15 protein-coding genes are annotated in these 17,748 nt (G+C 59.9%); 12 read left to right on the top strand and 3 right to left on the bottom strand.

Annotation, left to right across the window (positions count from 1 at the left end; all coding sequences use genetic code 11):
• Window positions 1–56 precede the first annotated feature (56 nt).
• A complete protein-coding gene (locus AC0Z8Z_RS24205) occupies window positions 57–2,471 on the bottom strand; it encodes a DNA translocase FtsK (protein ID WP_122536346.1) in 2,415 nt (804 codons plus the stop codon).
• A gap of 474 nt (window positions 2,472–2,945) precedes the next feature.
• On the opposite strand from AC0Z8Z_RS24205, the gene aat reads away from it, so the two are divergent.
• From aat to infA, 3 genes are all read left to right on the top strand, one after another.
• Complete coding sequence (gene aat, locus AC0Z8Z_RS24200; protein ID WP_485620799.1) at window positions 2,946–3,635, top strand: leucyl/phenylalanyl-tRNA--protein transferase; 690 nt, start codon at window positions 2,946–2,948, stop codon at window positions 3,633–3,635.
• Window positions 3,636–3,682: 47 nt separating this feature from the next.
• Window positions 3,683–4,390, top strand: coding sequence for an arginyltransferase (locus AC0Z8Z_RS24195; protein ID WP_172611463.1), 708 nt, complete (start codon window positions 3,683–3,685; stop codon window positions 4,388–4,390).
• 101 nt (window positions 4,391–4,491) lie between these two features.
• A complete protein-coding gene (gene infA, locus AC0Z8Z_RS24190) occupies window positions 4,492–4,710 on the top strand; it encodes a translation initiation factor IF-1 (protein WP_002553999.1) in 219 nt (72 codons plus the stop codon).
• A 291-nt stretch (window positions 4,711–5,001) separates the two neighbouring features.
• Here the strand turns inward: infA and clpA are convergent, their stop codons facing one another.
• Window positions 5,002–7,272: an ATP-dependent Clp protease ATP-binding subunit ClpA gene (clpA, locus tag AC0Z8Z_RS24185; RefSeq protein WP_205484210.1), complete on the bottom strand. Its 2,271-nt coding sequence runs from the start codon at window positions 7,270–7,272 to the stop codon at window positions 5,002–5,004.
• Window positions 7,273–7,301: 29 nt separating this feature from the next.
• A complete protein-coding gene (clpS, locus tag AC0Z8Z_RS24180) occupies window positions 7,302–7,664 on the bottom strand; it encodes an ATP-dependent Clp protease adapter ClpS (protein WP_122536342.1) in 363 nt (120 codons plus the stop codon).
• Between the two features lie 223 nt (window positions 7,665–7,887).
• Here clpS and cspD point away from each other — a divergent pair, with 223 nt between their 5' ends.
• The 9 genes from cspD to AC0Z8Z_RS24135 all read left to right on the top strand — a co-directional run bounded on the left by cspD (window position 7,888) and on the right by AC0Z8Z_RS24135 (window position 17,568).
• Window positions 7,888–8,154: a cold shock domain-containing protein CspD gene (cspD, locus tag AC0Z8Z_RS24175; protein ID WP_240356734.1), complete on the top strand. Its 267-nt coding sequence runs from the start codon at window positions 7,888–7,890 to the stop codon at window positions 8,152–8,154.
• Between the two features lie 586 nt (window positions 8,155–8,740).
• Complete coding sequence (locus AC0Z8Z_RS24170) at window positions 8,741–10,966, top strand: NADP-dependent isocitrate dehydrogenase (protein WP_485620798.1); 2,226 nt, start codon at window positions 8,741–8,743, stop codon at window positions 10,964–10,966.
• 194 nt (window positions 10,967–11,160) lie between these two features.
• The gene (locus tag AC0Z8Z_RS24165; RefSeq protein WP_272635018.1) at window positions 11,161–11,601 is read left to right on the top strand and encodes an NUDIX hydrolase; all 441 of its coding nucleotides are present in this window, start codon (window positions 11,161–11,163) and stop codon (window positions 11,599–11,601) included.
• Window positions 11,602–11,694: 93 nt separating this feature from the next.
• Window positions 11,695–12,825, top strand: coding sequence for a tRNA 2-thiouridine(34) synthase MnmA (mnmA, locus tag AC0Z8Z_RS24160; RefSeq protein ID WP_122536338.1), 1,131 nt, complete (start codon window positions 11,695–11,697; stop codon window positions 12,823–12,825).
• Complete coding sequence (hflD, locus tag AC0Z8Z_RS24155; RefSeq protein ID WP_122536337.1) at window positions 12,825–13,445, top strand: high frequency lysogenization protein HflD; 621 nt, start codon at window positions 12,825–12,827, stop codon at window positions 13,443–13,445. The genes mnmA and hflD overlap by 1 nt, the downstream gene beginning before the upstream one ends.
• Before the next feature lie 132 nt (window positions 13,446–13,577).
• On the top strand, window positions 13,578–14,948 hold the full coding sequence (gene purB, locus AC0Z8Z_RS24150; RefSeq protein WP_485620797.1) for an adenylosuccinate lyase: 1,371 nt from the start codon (window positions 13,578–13,580) through the stop codon (window positions 14,946–14,948).
• Window positions 14,949–15,032: 84 nt separating this feature from the next.
• Window positions 15,033–16,199, top strand: coding sequence for a ribosomal protein uL16 3-hydroxylase (locus AC0Z8Z_RS24145; RefSeq protein ID WP_485620796.1), 1,167 nt, complete (start codon window positions 15,033–15,035; stop codon window positions 16,197–16,199).
• Entirely contained in the window at window positions 16,192–16,617 is a 426-nt protein-coding gene (locus AC0Z8Z_RS24140) for a GNAT family N-acetyltransferase (RefSeq protein WP_172611456.1), read from the top strand. The genes AC0Z8Z_RS24145 and AC0Z8Z_RS24140 overlap by 8 nt, the downstream gene beginning before the upstream one ends.
• Window positions 16,618–16,779: 162 nt before the next feature.
• On the top strand, window positions 16,780–17,568 hold the full coding sequence (locus tag AC0Z8Z_RS24135) for a secretin N-terminal domain-containing protein (RefSeq protein ID WP_172611455.1): 789 nt from the start codon (window positions 16,780–16,782) through the stop codon (window positions 17,566–17,568).
• The last annotated feature ends 180 nt before the right edge of the window (window positions 17,569–17,748 follow it).

The following is a 17,748-nucleotide window of genomic DNA, read 5'->3' as shown; positions in this document are numbered from 1 at the left end:
GTTGAAGCCGGGCGCCGCCGCGATGGCGACGCCCGGTGACGCGTGACCGGGAAGTGTCAGTCACGCACAGGGGCTGGCGCAATCACTTCGCGCGAGCCGTTGGTGTTCATGGGCGTCACGACGCCGGCGTTTTCCATGGTTTCGATCATGCGCGCGGCGCGGTTGTAGCCAATCTTCAGCTTGCGCTGCACGGCAGAGATCGACGCACGACGGCTTTCGAGCACGAACTTCACGGCTTCGTCGTAAAGCGCATCGCTCTCGCTGTCTTCGCCATCACCGCCGCCACCGCCACCTTCGAAGCCGCTACCCGCCTCTTCTACGCCGGCCAGGATGTCATCGTTGTAGTTCGGCGTACCGCGCAGCTTCCACGCCTCAACGACGCGGTGAACCTCTTCGTCCGACACGAACGCGCCGTGCACACGAATCGGCAGGCTGGTGCCCGGGGGCATGTACAGCATGTCGCCGTGCCCGAGCAACTGTTCGGCGCCGCCCTGATCGATGATGGTCCGGGAGTCGATCTTGCTCGACACCTGAAACGCCATGCGGGTCGGGATGTTCGCCTTGATCAGGCCGGTGATCACGTCCACCGAAGGTCGCTGGGTGGCGAGGATCAGGTGGATACCTGCGGCACGGGCCTTCTGGGCGATTCGGGCGATGAGTTCTTCGACCTTCTTGCCGACGATCATCATCATGTCGGCGAATTCGTCGACCACCACAACGATGGTCGGCAGCTTGGTCAGCAGCGGCGCTTCGTCGTGAATGCTTTCGCGGTGATACAGCGGGTCCGACAGTGGCGTGCCGGCTTCCTCTGCTTCACGCACCTTCTGGTTGAAGCCCGACAGGTTACGCACGCCCATCTTGGCCATCAGCTTGTAGCGGCGTTCCATCTCGGCCACCGACCAGCGCAGGGCATTGGCGGCGTCCTTCATGTCAGTGACCACCGGGCACAGCAAATGCGGAATGCCTTCGTAGATCGACAGCTCGAGCATCTTCGGGTCGATCATGATCAGCTTGGCGTCTTCCGGCCCGGATTTGAACAGGATCGACAGGATCATGGCGTTCACGCCCACCGACTTACCGGAACCGGTGGTACCGGCGACCAGCAGGTGCGGCATTTTTGCGAGGTCGGTGATGACCGGCTTGCCGCCGATGTCATGACCCAGCGCCAGGGTGACCGGCGATTTCGCGTCGTCGTATTCCGGCGTCGACAGGACCTCGGAGAAGCGCACGATCTGGCGATCTTCGTTGGGAATTTCGATACCGACCGTGGTCTTGCCGGGAATGACCTCGACCACACGAACGCTGGTGACTGCCAGCGAGCGGGCCAGGTCTTTCGCCAGGTTGGAGATACGGCTGACCTTTACACCGGCAGCCGGCTGAATTTCGTAGCGGGTAATCACCGGGCCCGGATGGATGGAATCCACCGTGACTTCGACGCCGAACTCCTTCAGCTTGATCTCCAGCAGATGACCCACCGCTGCCAGCGATTCAGGCGAATAGTTGAGCTGCTTTTTCTCGGCCGGGTCGAGGATCGAGATCGGCGGCAAGGTGCCTTCCACGGCGCTGTCGACGAACAATGGCGCCTGTTTCTCTTTCTGTACGCGCTTGCTCGGCTCAGGGGCGCGGGGAGGCGCAGGGGCAATCACGGCTGGCACGTGCTTCTCACGGGCGGCCATATGCTCGGTCAACGCCTGCTCGCGCTCGATGATTCGTTCCCTGGCTTTGGCCTGCTCGCGTCGATCCGGGGCAACCGGAGCCACCACTTCGTCGACGCGCATGTCGACTTCACGCAACTGAGCGACCATTTGCTTGCGCTCATTGCGGGCGGTCCACCAGCGGTTGAGCGAGCCCGTGAACAGTTCGATCAGGTCCAGCGTGATCTTGCCGGTGTTGTCCATGACCTTGAACCAGGACAAATCGGTGAACACAGTCAGACCGAACAAAAACAAGGCGATGAACAGCAGCGTGCTGCCTTGGACGTTCAGCGCGCGCTTGGCCAGATCACCCAGTACTTCGCCCAGCACGCCACCGGCTGAACCCGGCAGGCCCGACGCCGAATGAAAGTGCAAGTGCGCCAGCGAGGCGCCGGCGAGGACCAGGAACACCAGACCGATCATGCGCCAGGAAACCAGCCAGCCGCTCCACTGCCACGGCTCGTGGCGATGCCGGAAGACCTGATAAGCCTTGATCCCCAGCAGCAACGGGAAGATGTAGGCGAAGTAGCCGAGGATCATGAACAGGATGTCGGCAGAATACGCACCGGCAAAGCCTGCGGCGTTCTGAACCTGGGCCGAGTTGCTCGAGCTGCTGGTGTGGCTCCAGCCCGGATCGCCCTGATCGTAGGTCAGCAGCGCCATGATCAGATAAAGACACAGCGCGCCGAACGCGATCAATGCACCTTCCTTGAGCCGGTAGTGCAGGTGCTGCCGCCAGAGCGGAACGGGGGTGGGTGCTATGGTGGATTTCTTCAAAACGCTTCAATTCCTGCGCGCAAGCGCGAACATCTGATGATTGACTGTGTACGACTGCCTTGGCGAAATGGCAGTGGCTTTCCCGAACATCGGCCAGAACAGCGTCCTGGCCGTAGGGAAAACCGCGCCTGCGATAACGCACGCTCGACAGGTGACTTGAAATGAGGTTAAACAACATCGGCATTGTACGGATTTGCGCGCCGCGCGCTACGTTAGTCTGGCGCGGTGCTTGCAGATGTTCAAGCGTCGCCGGGCGGTGACAATTTGAGCACGCATTTTCTTTGCCGACAAAGGCTTATGACGTGTTTATCCTGCTCCCTTGAACTGTCAAATGGCCATCCCCGGATCAAGAAGACAGCGGGTCGACGATCCGGGCATGATCAAGCGGCTTGTGACCCTGCCTGCGACAGAGAGTTGCAGCCGGGGTTGCAAGCCTGCGTTGACTCCCCTCCCCTCTCGTAAAGTCTGGATGCCATGCTGACCTGGTTACAACGCGACACCCTTGATTTCCCTCCGCTGGAAAAAGCCATGCGCGAGCCCAACGGACTGTTGGCCGGTGGCGGCGATCTGTCTGCCGATCGCCTGATTGCCGCGTACCGACATGGCTGTTTCCCCTGGTATCAGCAGGGCCAGCCGATTCTCTGGTGGTCGCCGGACCCGCGCACCGTGCTCTTTCCGGATGAGCTGCATGTATCACGCAGTCTCGGCAAGCTGCTGCGTCAGGGGCGTTATCGGGTCACTTTCGATCAGGATTTCGCGGCGGTCATTCAAGCCTGCGCCGAACCCCGGGCCTACACCGACGGCACGTGGATCACCGGCTCCATGCAGGCGGCCTACATTGAACTGCACGCCCGCGGCTTCGCCCACAGCGTCGAAGTCTGGGACGGCGACGCGCTGGTAGGCGGTCTCTACGGACTGGCGATGGGCCAGCTGTTTTTCGGCGAATCGATGTTCAGCCGCGCCGACAACGCTTCCAAGGTCGGCTTCGCAACGCTGGTCGAATACTTGAAAGAATCGGGTTTCGTCCTGATTGATTGCCAAATGCCTACCGAGCACCTGCTAAGCCTTGGCGCGCGCTCGATTGCGCGCCAGACGTTCGCCGACTACCTGCATAAACACCTCGACGAGAGCAATTACACCGATTGGTCGCCTAGGCGAGTTTGATTGGGCTGGCTTACACTCATGTCTACAGTTTTTCTCGAGGGTTGATCATGACCGAGCTGGCGCGGTTGAAGTTCTATGCCACTCAACCCCACTCCTGTAGCTACCTGCCCGAGGAACAAGCCACCACGCTGTTTCTCGACCCCAGCCAGCCGATGGATGTCCAGGTGTATGCCGATCTCTCGGACATGGGGTTTCGCCGCAGTGGCGATCATTTGTACCGTCCGCATTGCCAGAACTGCAGCGCCTGCGTGCCTGCGCGCATTCCGGTCGGACTGTTCGTGCCTGATCGTCAGCAAAAACGCATTTTCAAAAGAAACGCCGACCTCGAAGTGACGAGCACCAAGCCGCATTTCAGTGAGGAGTACTTCGATCTGTATCAGCGCTACATCGAGCAGCGCCATGCCGATGGGGATATGTTTCCACCGAGCCGCGACCAGTTTTCCACCTTCCTGGTCCGCGACCTGCCGTTTTCGCGTTTCTACGAATTCCGTCTGGAGGGTCGACTCCTCGCCGTAGCCGTCACTGACCTGCTGCCCAATGGCCTTTCCGCCGTTTATACGTTCTACGAGCCGGCGGAGGAGCGCCGCAGCCTGGGGCGTTACGCAATTCTCTGGCAAATTGCCGAGGCCGCACGCATGCAATTGCATGCGGTGTACCTTGGCTACTGGATAAAGAACTGCAAAAAGATGAATTACAAGACCCAATATCGCCCCATCGAACTGCTCACCAATCAAAGATGGGTCACTCTTTACTGAAGCCCTTGGCTTAAACCTCAGTTTTCGGGCACAATGCAGCCCGCTTTTGCCTGGCTGCCGTTTGCACCGGGCCATTCATTGGATACCGAGGGCTTTACTGCATGTCGAAAGAAGACAGCTTCGAAATGGAAGGCACTGTCGTCGACACCCTGCCCAACACCATGTTCCGTGTGGAGTTGGAAAATGGGCACGTCGTAACCGCGCACATCTCCGGCAAGATGCGCAAGAACTACATCCGCATTCTTACCGGCGACAAGGTCCGCGTTGAGCTGACGCCCTACGACTTGAGCAAAGGGCGCATCACTTACCGCGCCCGCTAACAGGTCTTAACAAAAACGCCCGGCACTTGCCGGGCGTTTTTGTGTGCGTGAGATTCACCCTACACGCTCACGGCAAGTCGCAAAAAGCGGCTCACTCGGTCCATCAGACCGGGCACGTTTCAACAGATGTAGGAGTGAGCTTGCTCGCGATTGCTTCGTGTCAGTCACCTAATGTGCCTCAGACAAATCGCAATCGCGAGCAAGCTCACTCCTACAGGGTTCGGCAGATTCGCAGCCAACAAAAAAGGCGCCAATCGGCGCCTCTCAGGTTTGTTGCAATAACCCGAAACGTCAGGCCATTTCAGCCGTGGTTTCGTAATCGAAAGTGATCTCGCCGTCTTTGACGTCGATGTGTACCACACCGCCATGCTCGGACAACTCGCCGAAGAGGATTTCCTCGGCCAGCGGACGCTTGATCTTGTCCTGAATCAAACGGGCCATCGGACGCGCACCCATCGCTGCGTCGTAACCGCCTTCGGCCAGGTAACTCCTCACCGCGTCGGTCACTTCCAGCTGTACGCGCTTGTCTTCCAGCTGCGCCTGAAGCTCGGTAAGGAACTTGTCCACCACGCTCTTGATAACCTCATGGCTGAGGCGACCAAATTGAATGATGGTGTCCAGACGGTTGCGGAATTCCGGCGTGAAGCTCTTCTTGATCACCTCCATCGCATCAGAGGAGTGATCCTGATGGGTGAAACCGATCGAAGCACGCGCAGCCGTTTCAGCACCGGCGTTGGTGGTCATGATCACGATCACATTGCGGAAGTCCGCCTTGCGCCCGTTGTTGTCGGTCAGCGTCCCGTGGTCCATGACCTGCAGCAGCAGGTTGAAGACCTCCGGGTGCGCCTTCTCGATTTCATCGAGCAGCAGCACGCAATGCGGCTGCTTGGTGACGGCTTCGGTCAGCAGACCGCCCTGATCAAAACCGACATAGCCCGGCGGCGCACCGATCAGACGCGATACGGTGTGACGCTCCATGTACTCGGACATGTCGAAACGCACCAGCTCGATACCCAGCGCCTTGGCCAGCTGACGCGCAGCCTCTGTCTTGCCGACACCGGTCGGACCTGCGAACAGAAACGAACCGACAGGCTTGTCCGGCGACTTGAGGCCCGCTCGGGACAACTTGATCGCGGTGGACAACGAATCGATGGCGGCATCCTGACCAAACACGGTCAGCTTCAGGTCGCGCTCCAGATTACGCAGCAATTCCTTGTCGGAGCTGTTGACGTGCTTTGGCGGAATCCGCGCGATCTTCGCCACGATGTCTTCAACCTGTGGCACTTCAATACGCTTGACGCGCATTTCCACCGGTTGCAGCCGCTGGTAGGCACCCGCCTCGTCAATCACGTCAATGGCCTTGTCGGGCATATGACGGTCATTGATGTAGCGCGATGCCAGTTCGGCAGCGGCACGCAGGGCTTCATCACTGTATTCGATATTGTGATGCTGTTCGAAACGGCCTTTCAGGCCACGCAGAATGCCGATGGTGTCTTCGACCGAAGGCTCGGAGACGTCGACCTTCTGGAAGCGACGCGCCAGCGCACGGTCTTTTTCGAAGATGCCGCGGAATTCCTGGAACGTGGTCGAGCCGATGCAACGGATATCACCTGACGACAGCAGCGGCTTGAGCAGATTGGAAGCGTCCATCACACCACCGGACGCGGCACCTGCACCGATGATGGTGTGAATTTCGTCGATAAACAGGATCGCGTGGGGGCGTTTCTTCAACTCACCGAGCAGCGCCTTGAAGCGCTTCTCGAAATCGCCACGGTACTTGGTACCGGCCAGCAATGCGCCCAGGTCGAGGGAGTACACGACACTGTTGGCGAGCAGGTCCGGCACCTGATTGTCGACAATGCGCTTGGCCAAGCCTTCGGCGATGGCGGTTTTACCCACCCCGGCTTCGCCCACCAATAGCGGGTTGTTCTTGCGGCGCCGCGCGAGAATCTGAGCGACGCGCTCGACTTCCATCTCGCGCCCTACCAGCGGATCGATGCGGCCTTGACGGGCCAGCTCATTCAGGTTGCTCGCATAGGCATCCAGAGGATTGCCTGAGGAAGAAGACTCACCGCCCTCGTCATCCTGCATATCTTGCTCACCTTCAGATTGATCGCCATGCCCCGGCACTTTGGAAATACCGTGGGCGATATAGTTGACGACATCGATACGGGCAACGCTCTGCTGTTTCAGCAGGAACACTGCCTGGCTTTCCTGCTCGCTGAAAATCGCCACAAGCACGTTCGCGCCAGTGACTTCACGCTTGCCGGAGCTCTGCACATGAAAAACTGCGCGCTGCAGGACGCGCTGGAAGCCGAGTGTGGGTTGGGTCTCGCGATCCTCGTCATGCACAGGGATCAGCGGCGTGGTGGAGTCGATGAACTCCTGGAGGTCGTGTTTGAGTTTGTCGAGGTTTGCGCCGCAGGCACGCAGTACGGTGGCGGCAGCCTCATTGTCCAATAGGGCCAGCAGGAGGTGCTCGACGGTCATGAACTCATGACGTTTAGAGCGGGCCTCCTTGAAAGCCAGATTGAGGGTGACTTCGAGCTCACGGTTTAACATAGCTTCACCTCATACCCAAGTGTCCGGCGTTAACCGTCCTTCTCGATTTCACAGAGTAGCGGATGCTGGCTTTCCCTGGCGTACTGGTTGACCTGCATAGCCTTGGTCTCGGCGATGTCGCGGGTAAACAATCCGCAAACGGCCCGTCCCTCTGTATGGACGGCCAGCATGACCTTGGTCGCCAGCTCACGATTCAGGTTGAAAAACACCTCGAGCACTTCGACAACGAAATCCATCGGGGTGTAGTCATCATTGAACAAAACCACCTTGTACATAGGCGGCACCTGCAATATCGGCTTGGCTTCCTGTACAGCGGTGCCCGACGCATCGTCCTCATGGGGATGCGGGTCATCCTGATTGAATGTTAGTCGAATCTTGCTGATTGCATGCATGGTAAAGAAGGTTCACAGAGGACGTGATTGAAATAAGTGGTGGCGGCGATACCCGTTTTCAACTGGACCGCCGCTTGACCTTGACTATCGGCCAATCAGTGTTACAAACAATAGAACCCACATTGGGTAAAAAGGGTCCGCGCAGTCAACCAAAATTTTTTTAGGTCCGGCGGATGAGAGGTGATGATACTCCCATCGGAGTCCTTTGCAGAGGGATGTGACTATGCTAAGCGGTAAGGTCAAGTGGTTTAACAACGCCAAGGGGTATGGCTTCATCGTTGAAGACGGCAAGTCCGAGGACCTGTTTGCACACTACTCGGCGATCAGTATGGAGGGCTATAAAACCCTGAAGGCCGGGCAGCCGGTTCAGTTCGAGATCACTCAGGGCCCCAAGGGTCTTCATGCCGTAGGCATCACTGCGAAAGCTGTTGCCGATATTCCTGAGGCAGCCCACCACCACGAGCGACATTTCGAGAAGCAACAGGCATAGAGCAACAATCACGCGTGAGCCGGACCGTTCAAGCGCGAGATTCGACAAGCCGGTCAATCCTTTCAGGGTTGGCCGGCTTTTTTGTGCCTTCGCTGCCCTGTTGCGTCCATCTATATAGAGAGGCGAGCCAACTCAACTATGGCCCAGATGCTCCTTTAGTCGAAATCAGGTGGGGTACTGGTCAGGACGCATCGGCCCCAGGCAACTGCGACTAGTTGCCGCAGGCCCCGTGCTACAAGGGCTGAACGGTTTTCATGGGGAATCCGGACACCTTCCGAGACCACCGCGAACGTCCCGGGCACCGCAAAGCCGTCACACGAGTACCGTAGCAATGGCCGGGTGCAGTGATATACTCAGCGCCGGTGACCGTTGGGTCATTGGGGGCCAGACCACCTGAAACCAGGCGTTCAACCCTCGACAGGCCAGACCGCTACCCGGGTCCGACCGCTTGACGCTCGACTGATGCACCCCCTATCACGCGACGAAATTCTCGACTTTCGGCTCATCGATACTTTGGGCGAAAGTGCCTACCCTGCGCATCTCGAAATTTTGTGTACGCTCAGCAAAGAAGAGAGTTATCCCGAATATGTCCAACCGCTCGAAGATCATCTATACCTTCACTGACGAAGCGCCAGCCCTCGCCACCTACTCACTGCTGCCTATCATCGAAGCGTTCACCGCTTCCGCTGACATCGCCGTTGAAACCCGCGACATCTCGCTTGCAGCCCGCATCCTCGCCAGCTTTCCCGAGCGCCTGGGTGACAAGAAGGTTTCCGACGATCTGGCAGAGCTGGGCCAACTGGCGACCACGCCGGAAGCCAACATCATCAAGCTGCCAAACATCAGCGCCTCGGTTCCACAGCTGAAGGCCGCGATCAAGGAACTGCAAGCCAAGGGCTACGACATCCCGAACTACCCGGATGAAGTCGTGACCGAAGCCGACAAGGTTGCTCAGGCTGGCTACGACAAAGTGAAAGGCAGCGCCGTGAACCCGGTTCTGCGTGAAGGTAACTCTGATCGTCGAGCGCCGCTCTCCGTCAAGAACTATGCACGCAAGCACCCGCACAAAATGGGCGCGTGGTCTGCGGACTCCAAGTCCCACGTGGCGCACATGGACAACGGCGACTTCTACGGCAGCGAAAAATCTTCGCTGATCGAAGCTGCTGGCGCCGTGAAGATCGAGCTGATCGGCAAAGACGGCAGCACCACCGTGCTGAAGGACAAGACGTCAGTACTGGCAGGCGAGATCATCGACTGCGCGGTCATGAGCAAGAAAGCCCTTCGCGCTTTCGTGGCCCGTGAAATCGAAGACGCCAAGAAGCTCGGCGTGCTGTTCTCCGTGCACTTGAAAGCCACCATGATGAAGGTTTCGGACCCGATCATGTTTGGTGAGTTCGTCGCCGAGTACTACCAGGAAGCGCTGAGCAAGCATGCCGATGTCCTGAAGGAAATCGGTTTCAACCTGCACAACGGCATCGGCGACCTGTACGCCCGCATCAAAGACCTGCCGGCCGACCAGCAAGCGCAGATCGAAGCGGACGTCAAAGCCGTTTACGCGACCCGCCCTGCGCTGGCGATGGTCAACTCCGACAAGGGCATCACCAACCTGCACGTGCCGAGCGACGTCATCGTCGACGCCTCGATGCCAGCGATGATTCGTGATTCCGGCAAGATGTGGAACAACGACGGCGTCCTGCAGGACACCAAGGCGGTGATCCCGGATCGCTGCTACGCGACCATCTATCAAGCCGTGATCGAAGACTGCAAGCAACACGGTGCCTTCGACCCGACCACCATGGGCAGCGTGCCGAACGTTGGCCTGATGGCGCAGAAAGCCGAAGAGTACGGCTCGCACAACAAAACCTTCCAGATCGAAACCGATGGCGTGGTCCGTGTGACCGACGACAAAGGTCAGGTCTTGATGGAGCAGAACGTTGAAGCCGGCGACATCTGGCGCATGTGCCAGACCAAGGACGCGCCGATTCAGGATTGGGTCAAACTGGCCGTCAACCGTTCGCGCCTGAGCAGCACCCCGGCCATTTTCTGGCTGGACCCTGAGCGCGCCCACGACGCGGCGATGATCAAGAAGGTCGAGCAGTACCTGAAGGATCACGACACCGCTGGCCTGGACATCAGCATCCAGTCGCCGGTCGACGCGATGAAGGTTTCCCTGGAGCGCATCCGCGCGGGCAAGGACACCATTTCGGTGACCGGCAACGTACTGCGCGACTACCTGACCGACCTGTTCCCTATCATGGAACTGGGCACCAGCGCCAAGATGCTGTCCATCGTACCGCTGATGAGTGGCGGTGGCCTGTTCGAAACCGGCGCAGGGGGTTCGGCGCCGAAGCACGTTCAGCAGCTGAACGAAGAGAACTTCCTGCGCTGGGATTCCCTGGGCGAATTCCTGGCACTGGCCGCTTCCCTCGAGCACCTGGGCAACGTCTACGACAACCCGAAGGCGCTGGTATTGGCCACGGCCCTGGACAAGGCCACCGGTCAGTTCCTGGACAACAACAAGTCGCCATCGCGCAAGGTCGGCGGTATCGACAACCGCGGCAGCCACTTCTACCTGGCCACCTACTGGGCCCAGGCCCTGGCGGCGCAGACCGAAGATACGGCGCTGCAAGCCAAGTTCACTGAGCTTGCAAAAACCCTGGCTGACAACGAAGCGACCATCGTCGCCGAGCTGAACAGCGTACAGGGCAAGCCATTGGACATCGGCGGCTACTACTTCCCTACCCCGGAACTGGCCAGCAACGCCATGCGCCCAAGCAAGACCCTGAACGACGCGATCAATGCGTTGAAGTAAGGCGCGACGACCGGCGGCTGAAAAGCTGTCTAGCGCGATAAGAAAGCCCTGGCCATTGCGCCGGGGCTTTTTTTTGCTATCACCATTCCTGTAGGAGCCATCGGAGGTTACGACGGTCGCGAAAGCGGTTTATCTGACACTCCGCTTCGCGACCCTCGTAAACTCGGATGGCTCCTACAGAAACGAGAAACCCAATGACCTGGCATCCCCACATCACCGTCGCAACCGTCATCGAAGACAACGGCCGCTTTCTGTTCGTCGAAGAGTTGAAAAACGGCAAGCTGGTGCTCAATCAGCCTGCAGGGCACCTCGAGCCTGATGAGACGTTGCGTGAAGCGGCCATTCGCGAAACCCTGGAAGAAACCGGCTGGGACGTCGAACTGACCGGCGTCGTCGGCATTTACCTGTACACCGCGCCCAGCAATGGCGTGACCTATCAGCGCGTGTGCTTTTCGGCCAAAGCGACGCGACACCACCCCGAGCGTGCGCTAGACACCGGCATCGTCGGCGCGCCCTGGTTCAGCCGCGACGAACTCGCCGGCCAACCGGAGCGCTGGCGAAGCGAGTTGGTCTTGCGCTGCGTCGATGAGTACCTGGCGGGCCCGATTCACAGTCTGGAGGTCGTGCGCGACTGACTGGCCGCCCAGCGCAACTGAATAGCTTTTAGCCTTGGCGCCGACTCCCTGTTAGAATCGCGCCCTTTCCTGCTGCTACCCAATCGAATTCCTATGTCTGATTCAGCCTTTTCCGATACAGAAAAGAAGCGCGTCATTGTCGGCATGTCCGGCGGCGTGGATTCTTCGGTCTCCGCCCTTCTGCTCATGGAGCAGGGGTATCAGGTGGAAGGCCTGTTCATGAAGAACTGGGAAGAAGACGACGGAACGGAATACTGCACCGCCATGGACGACCTCGCGGACGCCCAGGCCGTGTGCGACAAGATCGGCATCAAACTGCACACCGTGAACTTCGCGGCCGAGTACTGGGATCATGTCTTCGAGCATTTCCTCGAAGAATACAAGGCCGGGCGCACGCCGAACCCGGACATCCTGTGTAACCGCGAGATCAAATTCAAAGCCTTCCTCGACTACGCCTTCATGCTCGGTGCCGACCTGATCGCTACCGGTCATTACGTGCGTCGCCGCGACATTGATGGCCGCACCGAACTGCTCAAGGGCCTGGACCCGAACAAGGACCAGAGCTACTTCCTGCATGCCGTTGGCGGTGAGCAGATTGCGAAGACCCTGTTCCCGGTCGGTGAACTGGAAAAGCCCGAGGTGCGCGCCATCGCCGAGAAGTATCAGCTGGCGACCGCGAAGAAGAAGGACTCGACCGGCATTTGCTTCATCGGCGAGCGCCGTTTCACCGACTTCCTCAAGCAGTACCTGCCTGCGCAGCCCGGCGAGATCAAGACCACCGAAGGCGAAGTCATCGGTCGGCATGCCGGCCTGATGTACCACACCATCGGCCAGCGCCAAGGTCTGGGCATCGGCGGACTGAAGGATGCCGGCGATGAGCCGTGGTACGTGCTGGTCAAGGACCTGGAGCACAACGAGCTGATCGTCGGCCAGGGCAACGAGCATCCGTGGCTGTTCTCCCGTGCCCTGCTCGCGTCGGAGATCTACTGGGTCAACCCGATCGACCTGAGCAGCCCGCGCCAGTTGACCGCCAAAGTGCGTTACCGCCAGAGCGACCAGCGCTGCACCCTGGAACGCACTGAAACCGGTTATCGCGCCACCTTCGACGAGCCGCAACGCGCGGTAACGCCTGGCCAGTCCGTGGTCTTTTACGACGGCGAGGTCTGCCTGGGTGGCGGCGTCATCGAAATCGCCGAGCCGTGGCACACCAGGGATGCACGTTGATGACCCCGATTCAGGAACAACTTGTCGCCCTGGCCGGGGTGTTTCAGGCCGCCGTGCTGGTCGATCGCATCGCCAAGACCGGCCAGGCCGGTGAAGCCGCCGTTGGCTGCCTGATGGGGACGCTGCTGGTCATGGACCCGAAAGACACGCTGGACGTGTTCGGTGGCGACGACCTTAATCTGCACGAGGGCTATCGCGCCCTCGCCAGTGCCCTGGAGCGCGATCCGGCCACCCTGCAACGGGAACCCTTGCGTTATGCCCTGGCGATGCTGGGCCTGGAACGTCAACTGTCCAAGCGCGATGACATGCTCGACACCATCGGCAAGCGCCTGCCGCAGATCAAATCCCAGGTCGAGCATTTCGGTATCGCTCACGAAAACGTCATAGCCGCCAGCGGCGCGCTGTATCAGGACACCCTGAGCACCTTGCGTCAGCGGATTCAGGTCCACGGCGACATGCGCAATCTGCAGCAACCCAACAATGCCTCGAAAATCCGCGCACTATTACTGGCCGGAATTCGCTGCGCGCGACTTTGGCGACAAGTGGGCGGTCACCGCTGGCAACTGGTCATCAGCCGCCGCAAGTTATTGAAAGAACTGTATCCGTTGCTTCACCGCTGAGTGGCGAACGCCCTTCAGCTCGCTCCGAACCCGACATCGCGCGAGTCATAACGGTCAGCCAGCCTCGGCTGACCGGAATTTTCATGTATGATACGCGCCCCTTTTCGTCGCCTGACAGTCCGAGAACACCCCATGCAGCTTTCTTCGCTCACTGCGGTTTCCCCTGTAGATGGCCGCTACGCCGGCAAAACCCAGGCCCTGCGCCCGATTTTCAGCGAATACGGCCTGATCCGTTTCCGCGCCCTGGTGGAGGTACGCTGGCTCCAACGCCTGGCGGCCCACCCGCAAATCCCTGAAGTGCCGGCATTCTCCGCCGAAGCCAACGCCCTCCTCGATGCCCTGGCTAACGATTTCGCTCTCGAGCATGCCGAGCGCGTGAAAGAGATCGAGCGCACCACCAACCACGACGTCAAGGCCATCGAGTACCTGCTCAAGGAGCAGGCGGCCAAGTTGCCGGAGCTGGCCAAGGTCAGCGAGTTCATCCACTTCGCCTGCACCAGCGAAGACATCAATAACCTGTCCCACGCGCTGATGCTGCGCGAAGGCCGTGACACCGTGCTGCTGCCGCTGATGCGTCAGATCGCCGAGTCCATCCGCGAGCTGGCGATCCGTTTTGCCGCCGTACCGATGCTCTCCCGCACCCACGGTCAGCCGGCCTCTCCGACCACTCTGGGCAAGGAACTGGCCAACGTCGTTTACCGCCTGGAGCGCCAGATTGCTCAAGTGGCCGCCGTGCCGCTGCTGGGCAAGATCAACGGCGCCGTCGGTAACTACAACGCGCACCTGTCGGCCTACCCGGACATCGACTGGGAAGCCAACGCCCGCGCGTTCATCGAAGACGAGCTGGGTCTGGGCTTCAACCCCTACACCACGCAGATCGAACCCCACGACTACATCGCCGAGCTGTTCGACGCGATCGCCCGTTACAACACGATCCTGATCGACTTCGACCGCGACATCTGGGGCTACATCTCCCTGGGCTATTTCAAGCAGCGCACCATCGCCGGTGAAATCGGTTCGTCGACCATGCCGCACAAGGTCAACCCGATCGACTTCGAGAACTCCGAAGGCAACCTCGGCATCGCCAACGCGCTGTTCCAGCATCTGGCCAGCAAGTTGCCGATCTCCCGCTGGCAGCGCGACCTGACCGACTCCACCGTGCTGCGCAACCTCGGCGTGGGCTTCGCTCACAGCGTGATTGCCTACGAAGCGAGCCTGAAAGGCATCGGCAAGCTGGAACTCAACGAGCAGAAGATCGCCGCCGATCTGGACGCTTGCTGGGAAGTCCTGGCCGAGCCGATCCAAACGGTCATGCGTCGCTACGACATCGAAAACCCGTACGAGAAGCTCAAGGAATTGACCCGCGGCAAGGGCATCGGCCCTGAAGCGCTGCTGACCTTCATCGACGGCCTGGACATGCCGGCCGAAGCCAAGGCCGAGCTGAAGAAGCTCACGCCGGCGAACTACATCGGCAACGCCGTGGCGCAAGCCCAGCGCATCTGACCGCACTGCACCCGCTCTGAACGCCCGGCTGAGCCGGGCGTTTTTATTCCCGTCGTAAAAATCCGTTTTTTCAATAGGTTACACATGAATCCTGACATCCCTCTTCAGCTCCTAGGTGGTATCACAGCGCGCGAGTTCCTGCGTGACTACTGGCAGAAGAAACCTTTGCTGATCCGTCAGGCCATCCCGGATTTTCAGAGCCCGATCGACGCCGACGAACTGGCCGGTCTGGCGCTGGAAGAAGAAGTTGAATCGCGCCTGGTGATTGAGAAAGGTGAGCGTCCGTGGGAGCTGCGTCGCGGCCCGTTTGTCGAAGACGAATTCAGCAAGTTGCCGGAGCGCGAGTGGACCCTGCTGGTTCAAGCCGTGGATCAGTTCGTGCCTGAAGTCAGCGAATTGCTGGAAAACTTCCGCTTCCTGCCAAGCTGGCGCATCGATGACGTGATGATCAGCTACGCCGCACCCGGCGGCAGCGTGGGTCCGCATTTCGACAACTACGACGTGTTCCTGCTCCAGGGCCACGGCAAGCGTCACTGGCAGATCGGCCAGATGTGCGACTCCGAAAGCAAACTGCTTGAGCACGCCGACCTGCGTATCCTGGCCGACTTCCAGGGTACCGACGAATGGACGCTGGAACCGGGCGACATGCTCTACCTGCCGCCACGTCTGGCGCACTGCGGCGTCGCCGTGGATGAGTGCCTGACCTACTCGGTCGGCTTCCGCGCCCCAAGCGCCGCCGAAGTGCTGACCCACTTCACCGACTTCCTCAGCCAGTTCATGCCTGAAGAAGAACGCTACACCGACGCCGACGCGCAGCCGGTCAGCGATCCGCACCAGATTCAACACGATGCCCTAGACCGTCTGAAGGGCTTGCTGGCCGAGCACATGGGTGACGAGCGCCTGCTGCTGACCTGGTTCGGCCAGTTCATGACCGAGCCCCGTTATCCCGAGCTGGTGGTCGGCCCCGAATTGGCCGAGAGCGAGCTGCTCGACAGCCTGGAACAGGGCGCCGTGCTGATCCGCAACCCGAGCGCGCGACTGGCGTGGTCGGAGGTCGACGACGACCTGCTGCTGTTCGCCAGCGGTCAGAGCCGTCTGTTGCCGGGCCATCTGCGTGAACTGCTGAAAATGATCTGCGCGGCCGATGCGCTGCACATCGACAATCTGGGCCAATGGCTGGCAGATGACGATGGACGAAACCTGCTCTGTGAGCTGGTCAAACAAGGAAGTCTGGGGTTTGCTGATGAATAAGATCCACGTACGGGTAGCCGACTGGCAGAAAGACAACGCCGACATTCGGCGCATTCGTGACGCCGTGTTCGTGTTTGAACAGTCGGTTCCGCCCGAACTGGAATGGGACTCGGAAGATGCAGGCGCCCTGCATTTTCTGGCGCTCGAAGGGGATTACGCCGTGGGCACTGCGCGCCTGCTGCCCGATGGTGAATTCGGCCGATTGTCCGTGCTCAAGGACTGGCGCGGCCTGAACGTGGGTGAGGCGTTGATCACCGCGATCCTCGCCGAAGCCGAACGCCGCGGCCTGAAACAGACGCGGCTCAGCGCACAGGTTCATGCGACGGCGCTGTATGAGCGCTTCGGCTTTACCGTGGTCAGCGACGAGTTTCTTGAGGCCGGCCTGCCCCACGTGGACATGGTGCGCAACGCGCACTGATTGCACCTCGCGACAGTTGCGCCCCGGCGTTCGCGCTTCAGCTGCCTAAGCTGAAACAAAAGCACCGGGGCGTTTTGCTGTCTGCGATTCAACTTGGTGCTGCCCAGGCCGACAAACTGGCAAACTCGTCGTTCAGACGCGCCCCTCGCGGAGACCACATCGATGTCATTACGCACCCTGCTCGCTTCACTGTTGTTGGCTTGCAGCTTCACGGCCGCGGCCGCCACTGAAGTCATCCCCCTGAATTACCGCACCAGCGACGATCTGCTGCCCACCGTAAAGTCGTTTCTGGGCAACGAAGGCAGCGTCAATGCCTATGGCAACAAACTGATCGTCAACGCCGAACCGGACAAAATCAGTGAACTGCGCGACCTGCTCGGCCAACTCGACACCGCGCCAAAACGGCTGATGATCAGCGTCGACACCAGTGACAGCACGGTACAGAGCGATCAGGGTTACTCGGTCAACGGCACCGTGCGTTCGCAGGACGGACGCCTCAGCGCCGACGGCCGGACGCGCATCCAGAATTACGGCACCGCCAGCCGCGAGGGTGGCGTGCAACAGGTTCAGGCCAATGAAGGCACGCCGGCGCTGATTCAGATGGGCCAGAGCATACCGATCACTTCGGTGCAGTCCGATGGGTACGGCTACCCCCAGACCAACACGCAATATCGCAACGTGACCCAGGGTTTCTACGTCACGGCGACAGTCACCGGCGACATCGTCCACCTGAGCATCAGCACCAACAACGACCGCATGAGCCAGCAACAGGCCGACGCGATCAAGGTGCAGAGCACCGACACGCAAGTCAGTGGTCGGCTGGGTGAGTGGATCACCCTGGCCGGCGCCAGCGACCAATCTCGCGCCGACGAGCGCGGCGTCGTCCGACGCTACTCAACACAAGGCAGCAACGACATGCAGCTGCGGGTGAAGGTCGATAGCCTGGATTGAGGGGAACCGCTCGTTATCACGACGCTAGGCCCCATGGTGTGCTGGCGACTGCACAAATCTTGTGGGAGTGAGCTTGCTCGCGAAGAGGCCGGTTCAGCCAATGGCTTTCTGGTGGCTGATACAAGGCTTTCGCGAGCAAGCTCGCTCCCACATGGACCGCGGCTATCAGTGCTAATCCGG

Source organism: Pseudomonas sp. 1L-C-7-B-C1 (genome assembly GCF_057291635.1).
Note: the sequence above shows the minus strand (reverse complement) of the source record. Positions and strands in the feature narration are given on the sequence as shown.